Source organism: Streptomyces albiaxialis (assembly GCF_039530985.1).
GTDB lineage: Bacteria > Actinomycetota > Actinomycetes > Streptomycetales > Streptomycetaceae > Streptomyces > Streptomyces albiaxialis.
This window is the reverse complement of sequence record NZ_BAAAPE010000009.1, coordinates 150,610-163,601: the sequence shown is the minus strand read 5'-3', so window position 1 is coordinate 163,601 and position 12,992 is coordinate 150,610. Positions and strand designations below refer to the sequence as shown.

The following is a 12,992-nucleotide window of genomic DNA, read 5'->3' as shown; positions in this document are numbered from 1 at the left end:
GTCCAGTTCACGTTTCCACGGCCGAGCGTAAGAAGAACCGATGCTCGGGAGCGCGGGGCCGCGTCACGGCCGTACGCTGGGCCGATGCTCGACATACGACGCCTGCGCCTGCTGCGCGAGCTGGCCCTGCGCGGCACCATCGCCGCCGTCGCCGAGGCGCTCGCGTTCTCCCCGTCCGCCGTCTCGCAGCAGCTCGCGGTGCTGGAACGCGAGGCCGGTGTGCCCCTCCTGGAGCGCACCGGGCGCCGCGTGACGCTCACGCCCGCGGGCGAGGGCCTCGCCCGGCACGCCGAGGCGCTGCTCGAACGGCTGGAGCGGGCCTCCGCCGAACTCGCCGCCACCCGCGAGGGCCTGGCGGGGCCGCTGCTCATCGGCGCGTTCCCGACGGCGGCCCGTGCGCTGCTGCCCGCCGCGCTGACGACCCTCGCCCGGGTCTGGCCCGACCTGGAGCCCACGGTCGAGGAGGTCGACGCCGCCGACGTCCCCGAGGCCCTGCGCGCCGGGGACCTGGACGTGGTGCTGGTGCACGAGTACGACCTCGTGCCCGGCGATCCCCTGCCGGGTCTGGAGACCGAGGCGGTGATGGAGGAGCAGGTCTATCTGGCCGAGCTGGACCGTACGCCCCCGCCGCCGGGGCGCGATCCGCTGCTCGCCCGCCGCGACGCGTCCTGGATCATGGGCAAGCGGGGCACGCTGTGCCACTCGATGGCCGTACGGGCCTGCGAGGCGGCCGGATTCCGCCCCCGCGTGCGGCACTTCGTGGACGAGTACCCGACGGTTCTCGCGCTCGTCGCCGCGGGCCAGGGCGTCGCGCTCGTGCCCCGCCTGGGCGTGATCGACCTGCCGGAGGAGGTGCGGCTGACGCCGGTGCCGCTGCGCCGCCGGATCTCCGTCGCGTACCGCAGCGGCGGCGGCCGTCACCCGGCGGTCGCGGCCTTCACCACGGCCCTGAAGCGGGCCGCCCGGCCTCAGCCTCCGGAGCGCCCCGGCCCGGCTCGCTCCTGACGGCGTCCCGCGCGAGCCCGGCGGCCGGGGGCGGGATCCGGAACGCCTCCCCTCCAGCGCGTCCCGGATCCCGTGTCCGCGTCGTACCGGTTACCAGCTTCGGAGGTGGGCTCTACGCTCACCAGTAGCGACTGTTTGAATGCTGATACCGGGAATTGGGGCTTGGGGCTTATGCCAGCGCCGCGAAAGCTCGATCCGACCGCGTCCGTCGCCTCCTTGCTGGGCTCCAAGGTGCGGCGCCTCCGGGAGGCCAGGGGATGGACGCAGGCGGAACTCGGATTCACGGTTCACGCGTCGAACACGCGCATAGCGAAGATCGAGCTGGGCACCGACCCGCCGACCCCCGTGATGGCGGCGGCACTCGACGAGGCGCTCCAGGCGGAAGGCCAGCTTCTGGAACTGCTCCCCTTTCTGGAACAGCAGCCGTACGAGGACTGGGCCTCGACGTTCCTGCGGAGGCAGGCGGAGGCGAGCGCGATCCACGAGTGCGGGCAGGCCGTCCCGGGGCTCCTCCAGACGGAGGAGTACGCCAGGGCGATGCTCTCCGCAGGTCAGGTGCTGCACGAGCGGGACGTCGATTCCGCCCTGAGGGCCCGGATGGAGCGGCAGTCGGTGCTCGACCAGGAGCGGCCGCCGTGGCTGTGGATCGTCCTCGGCGAGGCCGCCATCCGGAACGTCATCGGCGGACCGGGCGTGATGCGCGCGCAGTTGCTCCGGCTGCTGGAAGTCGGGTCGTTTGAACGCGTCCACGTTCAAATGCTGCCTTTCGCGAACACCGACCCCGCCGTTCTGGGCGGAAGCATGACACTCCTCTCGTTCCGCAACGGCGAGAAGGTCGCGTACACCGAAGGAATCCACTCCGGCAAATACATGGAGGAGCCGGAGGAGGTTGCGCGATACTCGGCGCTCTACGATCGGCTGCAGGCCAACGCGTTGGATCCCTCGACGTCGGCGGCCCTGATTCGGCAGGTACTAGAGGAGCACTACCCGTGAACGAGCCGAACTGGCACAAGTCCAGTCACAGCGCGTCGAGTGACAATACGTGCGTCGAGGTGGCGGACAGTTTTCCGGTCGTCCTCGTCCGAGACACCAAGGACCACGGCAGGGGAATTCTGACGGTTTCCCAGGAGGCCTGGGCGAACTTCCTGGACCATACCAAGGCCCCGTAAATACCCGTACGGGGAGCGGCTCCCACTCCGGCGGGGCACCGGCCCCGGTCCGGCACCGGCCGTGATGCAAATGTAAGGACAACAGCTCTTTACGTCATCCCGTCCGCGTGTCAACCTCTCCGCACGATCTCTGGCGCAAGGAGGGGCCGGATGGGAGCCATCGCGCGGCGGACCACGTTGTCCGCTGCCGTCTTCGGGGCCGGATCCGCGGTGCTCGCCGGGTGCGGGACGCCGTTGGATCCGCGCGGGGACGAGGGGGGCGACGGGGAGATCTCACTGACCGTCGCCACCAACGCCGTCTCGGGCGGCAAGAACGCCGACGAGGCGGACTGGATCGAGGACTGGGTGATCCCCCGCTTCGTCAAGGCGCAGCGGGCCAAGGGCGTCCGCGTACGGGTGGAGTTCGTGCCCAGCGGCGTGGACGACGAGCAGTACAAGACGAAGCTCGCGCTCGACCTCAAGGCGCAGGCCGGGCCCGACATCATGTCGCTGGACGGCATCTGGGTCGGGGAGTTCGCGCAGGCCCGGTACATCAAGCCGCTGTTCGAGGTCGCGGGGACGACGGCCGAACGGTGGGAGGGCTGGCGGCAGATCAGCAAGCGGGTCCGCTCGCTCGCCCGCTTCGAGGAGAAGCTCTACGGCATCCCCGCGGGCACCGACGCGCGCGTGCTCTTCTACCACAAGCCGCTCTTCCGCAGGGCCGGACTGCCGGGCGACTGGCAGCCGGAGAGCTGGCAGGACGTCCTCGACGCCGCCCGGAAGCTGAAGCGGATCGACGGCGTCACGCCGCTCCAGATCAACGCCGGTACGCCCATGGGCGAGGCGACCACCATGCAGGGCGTGCTGCCCCTGCTCGCGGGCGCCGGCGGACACGTCAACAAGGGCGAGCGCTGGTACGGCGACACCCCCGAACTCCGCGCCGTCCTCGGCTTCTACCGCGACGTGTACGGGAAGGGCCTCGGCGACCCCAGGCTCCAGCAGGAGGCCAAGGGGCGCGACAAGTCCTTCGAGCAGTTCGCCTCGGGGAAGCTCGGCATCCTCGCCGAGGGCGACTACTTCTGGCGCGACGTGCTCGCCCCGAAGACCGGGACCTCCCCGATGAAGACGCGTGACAACGATGTCGGATACGCGCTCTTCCCCGCCCGCGCCCGAGGCGAGGGCATCGGCGGACGGGACTTCGTCAGCCTCTCCGGCGGCGCCGTCCACGTCCTCAACCCCCACACGCGCCACCCCGAGCAGGCCTTCGAGCTGCTCGCCATGCTGCACTCGGCGCCCGCGCTGCGGGCCCGGCTCGGCGACCGTGCGCAGATCACCGAGCGGGACGACGTCAACGACGAGGTCCTCGACAAGGACCCCATGCTGCGGTTCGCCGCCGACAAGGCCCTCCCGGTGACCACGTTCCGGCCGGGGCTCGCCGCGTACCCGGAGATCTCGCTCGCCCTCCAGGAGGCCACCGCGCAGGTCGTCTCCGGCAAGGACCCCAAGCAGGCAGCGGCCGTCTACGGCAAGGAGCTGGAGGAGGTGCTCGGTGGCAGCGACCACATCGTCGGCTGAGGCGAGAACACCGGGGGAGGGGCAGGAGGAGCCGGAGGCGGCGGAACTCCCCGTCGCGCCCGAGCGCGACGCGGCCGGGCTCGGCAGGCGCCGCGCCGCCGGATTCGTCGCGCCCGCGCTGATCCTGATCGCGCTGTTCCTGGTGCTGCCCGCCGTCTGGACGCTCTACCTGGGCGCGACCGACTACCGGCTCACCGGCATCCCCGCGATCGACCCCAGCTTCGTCGGGCTCGACAACGTCACCAAGGCGCTCGGCGACAGCGGCTTCCTCGACTCGCTCTGGCTCACCCTGCTGTTCGTCCTCGGCTCCGCCGTCATCGGCCAGGCGGGCCTCGGCTTCGCGCTCGCCTGGTGGATGCGCGACCGCAAGGGCTGGGTCAAGGGCCTGCTCGAAGCGCTGGTCATGCTCTCGTGGATCCTGCCCAGCTCGGTCGTCGCGTTCCTGTGGATCGCGTTCCTCGACCGTGACGGGGGCACGCTCAACGAGCTGCTGCGCACGCCCGGCACCGCCTGGCTGCTCGACCACCCGATGCTGTCGATCATCATCTACAACGTCTGGCGCGGCAGCGCCTTCTCGATGATGCTCTACGCCGCCGCGCTCGGGAACGTCCCCGCCTCCCACCTGGAGACCGCGCGGCTCGCCGGGGCCAACGGCTGGCAGATCCTCCGCGACGTCGTCTTCCCCCGCATCCGCGGGCATGTGCTGACCAATCTGCTGCTGATCAGCCTGTGGACGTTCAACGACTTCACGCCGTTCCTCATCACCGCGGGCGGCCCCGACGGCAAGACCGAGACGCTGCCCGTCTTCATCTACAAGACGGCGCTCGGCAGCGGCCAGTTGGGCTACGGCGCGGCGATCTCCTTCCTCATGCTGCTGATCAACCTGGTCGTGGCCGTGGTCTACCTGCGGCTGCTGGGCCAGAAGAAGAAGTCCCGGAAGACCGCGAAGAGCCCGGGCGAGTCGCGGGCTCCGGAGGAGGAGGCGGCATGACGCACTCGTCGGACCCCGTACGCGCCCTGCTGCGCGGCGTCGGCGCCTACGTCCTCGTCGCCCTCGCGCTCGCCTTCTTCGCGCTGCCGCTGCTCTGGCTCGCCAGCGCGCCCTTCGACAAGCACCCCGGCATCACGGCCTCGGTCCCGGAGTTCACGCTCGACAACTTCCGACGGCTGTGGGACAACCCCAACGCCGTCAACTCCCTGGCCAGCTCCGTGATCCTCGCCGTGGGCAGCGCGGTCCTCGTCGTCGGCCTCTCGGCGCTCGCCGCGTACGCGCTCAGCCGCGTGCGTATCCGGGGACGGGACGGGCTGCTCTACGCGCTGCTGCTGCTCTCCTCCATCGTCACCGGCACGGCCGCGATGGTGCCGATCTTCCTGCTCGCCGCAGAGCTGAACCTCGTCGACTCCTACCTCGGCGTGATCCTCGTCCTCACCGGCGGACTGCTGCCCGCCGCGATCTTCATCCTCAAGGACTTCATGGACACCACGCCGCGCTCCTACGAGGAGTCGGCGCGGGTCTTCGGCGCCTCGCCGCTGCGCGTGATGAAGGACGTCGTCGTCCCGGTCGTACGGCCGGGCCTGGCGACGGTCGGCGTGTGGTCCGTGGCGCAGGTGTGGGGCAACTTCCTCATTCCGTTCCTGCTCCTGCGCTCGCCCGACAAGTCCCCGGCCGCCGTGGTCATGTACACCTTCTACACCGAGGGCGGCCAGCCCGACCTGGCACTCATCTCCACGTTCTCGCTGCTCTACTCCCTGCCGGTCGTGCTGATGTTCCTCTTCGTCAGCCGCCGCTACGGATTCCGCTTCCACGGAGGGATCAAGGCCTGATGGCAGACATCACCCTCGACCGGCTCGCCAAGGTCTACCCCGGCGGCGTGCGGGCGCTCAACGACCTGGGACTGACCGTGAAGGACGGCGAGTTCTTCGCGCTCCTCGGCCCCTCCGGCTGCGGCAAGTCCACCCTGCTGCGCACCATCGCGGGCCTGGAGGCCGCCAGCGGCGGCACCATCCGCATCGGCGACCGCGACGTGACCGCCCTCCAGCCCGGCGAGCGGGACATCGCGATGGTCTTCCAGGACTACGCCCTCTTCCCGCACATGACCGTCAACGAGAACATCGCCTACCCCCTGAAGATCAAGAAGGTCGGCAAGGCCGAACGCGCCAGGAAGGCCCAGGAGACGGCGGAGGAACTCGGCCTCGGCCACCTCGCCGAGCGCCGCCCCGGGCAGCTCTCCGGCGGCCAGCAGCAGCGCGCCGCCCTCGCCCGCGCCATGGCCTGCCACCCGAAGGTCTTCCTCTTCGACGAGCCGCTCTCCAACCTCGACGCGCGGATGCGGCTGGAAGCCCGTACGTTCCTCAAGAAGCTCCAGCGCGAACTCGGCGTGACGACGGTCTTCGTCACTCACGACCAGGCCGAGGCCCTCGCCATGGCCGACCGCATCGCCGTCATGGAGGGCGGCGAACTGCGCCAGGTCGGCACGCCGACGGAGGTCTTCCGCCGCCCGGCGAGCACCTTCGTGGCCTCGTTCATCGGCTCCACGCCCATGAACCTGCTCGACGGCGAGACGACGGGCGACGCGACCGTCCGGGTCTGCGGCGCCGAACTGCCCGTACCCGAGGAGGCCGCGTCCTCCGTCGAGGACGGCGAGAAGGTCGTCTACGGCATCCGGCCCGAGTACCTGCGCTGGACCGACGAGCCCGCGCCCGGCGCCCTGGAGGGCACCGTCTCCGTCGTGGAGAATCTGGGCAGCGCCCAGCTCGTCACGCTGGAGTGCGAGGGCGGCACCAGCGTGCAGGTCGTCGTGGACGAGGACCACGAGCCGGTCATCGGCGGCCAGGGCCATGCCCTGCCCCGCGCGGACCGCGCCCTGCTCTACCGGGACGGGAACCTGGTGACGGCCGGATGACGGTGGGAGAGACGGCGCACCGGGGCGCCTGGACGATGGAGGACCGCGCGGAGAACGTGCTGCGCGGCCTCCCCGTGGACGTACCGCCGGGCACGGCGGCCCTGCACGTCACCCTGGCGTACGCCCGTGGGGCGGGCGGCGTCCTCGACCTCGGACTCCTCGGCCCCGAGGGCGAGTTCCGGGGCTGGTCGGGCGGGGCGCGCGACCGGTTCACGGTGACGGAGGAGTGGGCCACGCCCGGCTATCTGCCGGGGCCCCTCGCCCCCGGCACCTGGCAGGTCCTGCTCCGCCTCCACCGGGTGCCGCCGGACGGGCTCGGGTACGAGGTCCGGGCCCGTACGTCCGGCCGTACGCCGCCGTCGCCCACGCCCGTCCTGCCCGACCCGCTCCCGCGCGACGGGCGGCGACCGCGCCGTGATCTGCCCGCCGCGGACGGCATGCGCTGGTACGCGGGCGACCTCCACGCCCACACCGAGCACAGCGACGGCTCGCTGACCCTCGACGCGCTCGCGCGCCGCGCGGCGGGCGAGGGTCTCGACTTCCTCGCCGTCACCGACCACAACACCGTCAGCCACCACCCCTGGCTCCCGGCGGCCGGTGCCCGCCAGGGCATCACCCTCCTCCCCGGTCAGGAGGTCACGACCGATCTCGGCCACGCGAACGTCTTCGGCGACACGGGCTGGATCGACTTCCGTACGGGCGCGGGCGCGTGGCTGTCCCAGGCCGAGTCGGCAGGCGGCTTCCTCTCCGTCAACCACCCCCTGGCCGACGACTGCGCCTGGGAACTGCCGTTCGGCGACCGTAGGCCCCGGCACGCGGAGATCTGGCACCACACCTGGACGGACCGCCGTCACGGGGCGCCCCTCGCGTGGGCCGGGGCCTGGCGCCCCGACGTGATCCCGCTCGGCGGCAGCGACTTCCACACGCCGGAACAGGGCCGGCCGCCCGGCGCGCCCACGACATGGGTACTGGCGGAAGAGGGCGCGCTCCTGTCCGGCCTGCGGGCGGGCCGTACGGCGATCTCGGCCGGGCCCGACGCGCCGCTCCTGTTGCGGTACGCCGATGAGTTGCTCGCCCTCGGAGCGGAGGGCACGGTCCTCGTCCGACCGGACGGCTCCCGTGCGGTGATCCGTGACCCCCGCACCTGGCTCCCCGGCGGCGAGGGCCTCCACCGTCTGGAGACGCACACCTGCGAAGTGATCGCCCTATGCGCCTAACCTCCCCAGAGGGCAACCGAAACAACGGCTCGCGCCCCTCCAGGGGCGCGAGCCCCCCCAAGCCCAACGGAACTCCGGGGCTTGCCCCTTCAAGGGCGCGGAGAACTGCGCGACAAGCCACGGCGCAGCCGCGGCCTGCAATGCACAGCCCGGGGCACCCCGAACCCAGCCCTCATGTCCGCGCACCCGGCGAAGAGGGCTGCGCTTGCCAGCCCTGCGCCTTCGCGCAGACCTCCCAAGCACAGTGGGGGGAGGAGCGGGGCGTGCCCCGCAAGGGCTGGACGGGATGACGTTCGTTGAGCCATCGGAAGGGAAACATGACAGCTCGCAACATCCGGATCGCCAACGCCCCCGTGTCGTACGGGATCTACGCCCCCGACAAGGCCCCCGTAGGCCCAGACGCACTGTTGGAGGGGTTCGAGGCGAGCGGGTATGAGGGGACCGACTCCGGGCCCCTGGGGTACCTGGGGGCGGGGGAGGAGCTGAGCGCGCGGCTCAAGAGGTACGGGCAGGGGCTGGCCGGAGGGTGGGTGGATCTGCGGTACGGGGACCCGGAAGGGTTCGCCGAGGACCTGCACGGGCTGGACGCCGCGCTGGACGTCTTCGCGGCCGTGCCCGTCGACGACCCCGCGTTCGCGCCACGCCCCACCCTCGCCTGCCCCGCCGACCCGGCACGCTTCGCCGCGCCCGGCGTGCCCGTGGACCCGGAGCTTCAGCTCAAGGAAGAGGAGTGGGCGGCGTTCGCCGCCGACGTGCAGCGTGCTGCCGACCGCTGCCGCGCACGCGGCCTCGAACCGGTCTTCCACCACCACCTCGGGACCGCCGTCGAGACCCCGGAGGAGACCCGGCGGCTGCTGGAGCTGACGGACGTCTCGCTCTGCCTCGACACCGGGCACTGGTGGCTCGCCGGCGGCGACCCCGTCGCGGTCGTACGGGAGTTCGGGCCGCGCATCAGGCAGGTCCACCTGAAGGACGCCGACCGTGCCGCGCACGCCCGCGTGCGCGAGGAGGGCGGCGACCTGTGGCGCGTCGTCGGCGAGGGCGGCTTCCGCGCGCTCGGAGAGGGCGAGGTCGACTTCGCCGGGTTCCTCGAAGCGCTGCGGGCCCACGGCTACCGCGGCTGGCTCGTCGTCGAGCAGGACGCTCTCCCCACCGGCCAGGACCTGGCGCGGATCGCCGCCGACCAGCGGGCCAACCGCAAGTTCCTGCGCGGGGAGGGGCTGTGACCCTGCTGCGTGTCGCCGTCGCGGGGCTGGGCGCGATCGCCCGTACCGCGCATCTGCCGCTGCTGGAGCGCCGCCGCGACCTGTTCGAGATCGCCGCGCTCTGTGACCTCTCGCCCACCGCACGGACGGAACTGGGCGAGAGGTACGGCGTTCCCGAAGGGCGACGGCACGCCACCGTCCCGGAACTGCTCGACGCGGGCGGCTTCGACGCGGTGCTGCTGCTCACCTCCGGCTCGCACGGCGCCGACGCCGAGGCCGCGCTGCGCGCCGGGTACGCGGTGCTGTGCGAGAAGCCGCTCGCGTTCACCCGCGCCGAGGCCGAACGCGTGGACGCCGCCGAGCGGGACCAGGGGCGCGGACCCCGCCTGATGGTCGGCCATATGAAGCAGTACGACCCGGCCGCCGCCCGCCTCGCGCGGCTCCTGGAGGAGGCGGGCGGCCCCGCGACCGTACGGTCGGTCGAGGTGTGCGTGCTGCACCCGACGGGTCCGGACCAGCTCGCGTTCGCGCACCTTCCGGCCCCGCCCGAGGACGTGGACGGTGCCGCGCTCGCCGCCCTGCGCGCCCGCGACGCCGCGCTCACCGACGCCGCGCTCGGCGAGGAGGCTCCGGCCCGCGCCCGTTCGCTCTTCCACATCGTCAACGGCTCCCTCTGCCACGACCTGTCGCTGCTCCGCATGACGACCGGCTCCCCGGCGACCGTGGATCTCGCCGCGATGTGGCCCGAGGACACCGATCCCGGCTCCGTCGAGCTGACCGGGTCACTCCCCGGGAGCCGCGCCCGGTACAGCGCGCGCTGGCACTACCTGCCGGGGCACGCCGCCTACCGGGAGACGTTCGCCGTCCACCACGAGGGCGGCACGCTCGAACTCGCCTTCCCCTCCCCGTACCTGATGAACGCCCCGACCGTGCTCACCGCCGCCGCGAACGACGGCGGCACCGAGTCCCGTACCGCGTTCCGGTCCGTCACCGAGGCGTTCGAGGAGGAGCTCGTCGCCTTCCATGCCATGGTCACCGAGGGCGCCCCGCCGCGTACGGGCGTCGCCGGGGCCACCGAGGATCTGACCACGGCTCAGCGGGCCGTCGCCCGTTTCGCCGCCCAGCACCAGCTCCCCTGCGAAGGAGAGGCCGCAACAGCATGAACACCCCCGACGAACTCGTCATCGTCCCGCACACCCACTGGGACCGCGAGTGGTATCTGCCCTTCCAGCAGTTCCGGCTCCAGCTCATCGGGCTGCTGGACGAGGTGCTGGAGCGGATGGAGAACGACCCGCGCCAGCGCTTCACCCTGGACGGGCAGGCCGTCGCCGTCGACGACTACCTGGAGGTGCGGCCCGAGCAGCGCGAGCGGCTCACCGCGCTCGTCAAGGAGGGCCGCCTGGCCGTCGGGCCCTGGCAGATCCTGCTGGACGAGTTCCTCTGCTCCGGCGAGAACATCGTCCGCAATCTCGAACTCGGGCTGCGCCGCAGCGAGGACATGGGCGGCGCGATGCGCGTCGGCTACCTCCCCGACATGTTCGGCCACACCGCGCAGATGCCGCAGATCCTGCGCGGCGCCGGGATCGAGCACGCCTGCGTGTGGCGCGGCGTGCCCGCCGAGGTGGACAGCCACGTCTTCGCCTGGACGGCGCCCGACGGCACCGCCGTCCGCACGGAATACCTCGCGGCCGGGGGATACGGCAGCGCCGCCGGGCTCTTCGACGACCCCGACCAGGTGGACGAGCGTGCCGCCGCCGTCGCCGCGAAGCTGCGTGCCTGGCGCCCGGACGGCTCGCCGATCCTCGCGATGTACGGCTCCGACCACACCGCGCCCGCCGCCGACCTGGCCGACCTGCTGGAGCGGCACAACGCGCGGCACAACGCGCGGCAGGACGGGAACGGCGTCACGATGCGGCTCGCGACCATGGCCGAGTACTTCGCCGAGCAGCCCACGACGACCGAGGGCCTGCGCGCGATCACCGGCGAACTCCGCAGCCACGCCCGCGCGAACATCCTCCCCGGCGTCTTCTCCGTGCGCGCCCCGCTCAAGCAGGCCATGGCCCGCGCCGAGCGCGCCGTCGAGCGGTACGCCGAGCCTCTCTCCTCCCTCTGGCTCGACGCCCCGGCCCGCCGCTTCCTCGACATGGCCTGGCACCGGCTGATCGAGGTCTCCTGCCACGACTCCGTCACCGGCTGCGGCTGCGACGAGACGGCCCAGCAGGTCGCCGCCCGCATCGCCGAGGCCGAGCAACTGGGCCTCGCCGTCCGCGACATGACCGCCGAGCAGCTCGCCGCCCGCGTCCCGCACGACGCGCACCTCGTCATGAACCCGACGCCGGACACCCGGACGGCGCTGGTCGAACTGGACGTCGCGGGCGCCCCGGACGACGGGCCCCTCCACCTGACCGACGCCGCCGGACGGACGTACCCCGCGCAGCACCTCTCCTCCGCGCCCACCCTCCTCGGCGACGACACCGTCCCCGCCGACCGGCTGCCCACGGTCCTGGCCCGCGTGCACGGCATCGAGCTGTACGGCCGGGAGGTCACCGGCTGGACCGTGGACACCGACGCGCGCGAGCTGCGCTTCACCGTCGCGCGCCGCAGCGAACTCCGCTTCGACGTCGCCGAGGTGAGGACCGCGCTCGCGGGTGCGGAAGGGGAGTGGCGGGTGGTGATCGAGGCCGAGCCCCGGCAGCGCGTCGCCGCCCTCGTGGAGGCCCCGGCGCTGGGCCACACCGCCGTACGCGCCGCCGCGGGCGAGGCCCCCGGGCCGGAGCACCCCGCGCACGCCGCCGACGGCACCCTCGCCAACGGGCTGCTCACGGTGGAGATCGCCGAGGACGGCACGTTCGCCGCCCGTACGCCCGACGGCACCGCGCTCACCGGCGCGGGCCGGATCGTGGACGGCGGCGACCTGGGCGACACGTACAACTACGCGCCGCCCGCGCACGACGTGCTCGTGGACACGCCCACCGAGGTCACCGTGCGGCGCGTCGCCGAGGGCCCGCTGCTCGCGGCGTACGAGATCGAGCGGCGCTACGACTGGCCGCAGGCGGGCGACTTCAGCGCCGACGGCCGCACTCGCGGGACCGAGCCGACGACCGTCACCACGCGCGTCGAACTCCGCGCCGGAGAGCGCTTCGTGCGGCTCGCCGTCGCCTTCGACAACCGCAGCGACGACCACCGCGTCCGGCTCCACGTGCCGCTGCCGCGCCGCGCGGAGACCTCGTACGGCGAGGGCCAGTTCGCGGTCGCCGCGCGCGGGCTGACCTCCGAGGGCGGCTTCGGCGAGGAGCCGCTGCCGACGTTCCCGGCCTCCGCGTTCGTCGCGGCGGGCGGCGCGGCCGTCCTGCTGGAGCACGCCACCGAGTACGAACTCGTCGGCGACGGCACCGAGCTGGCCCTCACCCTGCTCCGGCCGACGGGCCAGATGTCCCGCAACCGGCATGTCTGGCGCGACGAGCCCGCGGGCGGCGAGTTCGCCACCCCGCAGGCCCAGTGCCGGGGGCTGCGCGAGGTCACGTTCGCCCTGTTCCCGTACGCGGGGGAGTGGCACGAGGCGGATGTCCACGGCGCCGCCGAGACCTTCCGCCACCCGCCGGCCACGCTGCCCGGCTCCGCCCCCGCCGCCACCCCACTGCCGGGCGGCGCGGAGGGCCTGCGCGTCACCGGCGACGGCGTCGTCCTCTCCTCGCTCCGCGAACGCGAGGGCCGCCTGGAGACCCGCGTCGTCGCCCTCACCCCCCGCCCCACCGCCGTCCGCCTCGCCCTCCCCGGCCTGACCGCCGCGGCCCGCTGCGACCTGCTGGGCGCCCGGGGCGAGCCCGTGGACGTCAGGGACGGCACCGCGACGGCGGAACTGCGCCCCTGGGAGATCGCCACGTTCCAGCTCGAACGGTGAGTCGGACGCCGCTTGGCAGCGGGAGGCGTGGCCTTGAC

The 12,992-nt window shown here is 72.9% G+C and carries 11 protein-coding genes; all 11 read left to right on the top strand.

What is annotated here, in order from left to right; all coding sequences use genetic code 11:
* Positions 1 to 84 precede the first annotated feature (84 nt).
* The 11 genes from ABD343_RS18785 to ABD343_RS18735 all read left to right on the top strand — a co-directional run bounded on the left by ABD343_RS18785 (position 85) and on the right by ABD343_RS18735 (position 12,954).
* A complete protein-coding gene (locus ABD343_RS18785; protein ID WP_344529613.1) occupies positions 85 to 1,005 on the top strand; it encodes a LysR family transcriptional regulator in 921 nt (306 codons plus the stop codon).
* Between the two features lie 216 nt (positions 1,006 to 1,221).
* A complete protein-coding gene (locus ABD343_RS18780; RefSeq protein ID WP_344529611.1) occupies positions 1,222 to 1,998 on the top strand; it encodes a helix-turn-helix domain-containing protein in 777 nt (258 codons plus the stop codon).
* Positions 1,995 to 2,174 carry a DUF397 domain-containing protein gene (locus ABD343_RS18775; protein WP_344529609.1) on the top strand — a complete coding sequence of 60 codons (180 nt, stop codon included), beginning with the start codon at positions 1,995 to 1,997 and terminating at the stop codon, positions 2,172 to 2,174. Before ABD343_RS18780 ends, ABD343_RS18775 begins: the two co-directional genes overlap by 4 nt.
* Before the next feature lie 150 nt (positions 2,175 to 2,324).
* On the top strand, positions 2,325 to 3,728 hold the full coding sequence (locus tag ABD343_RS18770) for an extracellular solute-binding protein (protein ID WP_344529607.1): 1,404 nt from the start codon (positions 2,325 to 2,327) through the stop codon (positions 3,726 to 3,728).
* Positions 3,703 to 4,719 (top strand): carbohydrate ABC transporter permease, encoded by a 1,017-nt coding sequence (locus tag ABD343_RS18765; protein WP_344529605.1) that lies wholly within the window; start codon positions 3,703 to 3,705, stop codon positions 4,717 to 4,719. The genes ABD343_RS18770 and ABD343_RS18765 overlap by 26 nt, the downstream gene beginning before the upstream one ends.
* Positions 4,716 to 5,552: a carbohydrate ABC transporter permease gene (locus ABD343_RS18760; RefSeq protein WP_344529603.1), complete on the top strand. Its 837-nt coding sequence runs from the start codon at positions 4,716 to 4,718 to the stop codon at positions 5,550 to 5,552. Before ABD343_RS18765 ends, ABD343_RS18760 begins: the two co-directional genes overlap by 4 nt.
* A complete protein-coding gene (locus ABD343_RS18755) occupies positions 5,552 to 6,631 on the top strand; it encodes an ABC transporter ATP-binding protein (protein WP_344529601.1) in 1,080 nt (359 codons plus the stop codon). Before ABD343_RS18760 ends, ABD343_RS18755 begins: the two co-directional genes overlap by 1 nt.
* Positions 6,628 to 7,848, top strand: a complete 1,221-nt coding sequence (locus ABD343_RS18750; RefSeq protein ID WP_344529599.1) for a CehA/McbA family metallohydrolase — start codon at positions 6,628 to 6,630, stop codon at positions 7,846 to 7,848. Before ABD343_RS18755 ends, ABD343_RS18750 begins: the two co-directional genes overlap by 4 nt.
* 317 nt (positions 7,849 to 8,165) lie before the next feature.
* Positions 8,166 to 9,074 carry a TIM barrel protein gene (locus ABD343_RS18745; RefSeq protein WP_344529597.1) on the top strand — a complete coding sequence of 303 codons (909 nt, stop codon included), beginning with the start codon at positions 8,166 to 8,168 and terminating at the stop codon, positions 9,072 to 9,074.
* On the top strand, positions 9,071 to 10,216 hold the full coding sequence (locus ABD343_RS18740; RefSeq protein WP_344529595.1) for a Gfo/Idh/MocA family protein: 1,146 nt from the start codon (positions 9,071 to 9,073) through the stop codon (positions 10,214 to 10,216). Before ABD343_RS18745 ends, ABD343_RS18740 begins: the two co-directional genes overlap by 4 nt.
* A complete protein-coding gene (locus tag ABD343_RS18735) occupies positions 10,213 to 12,954 on the top strand; it encodes a glycoside hydrolase family 38 N-terminal domain-containing protein (protein ID WP_344529593.1) in 2,742 nt (913 codons plus the stop codon). Before ABD343_RS18740 ends, ABD343_RS18735 begins: the two co-directional genes overlap by 4 nt.
* Positions 12,955 to 12,992: the final 38 nt, after the last annotated feature.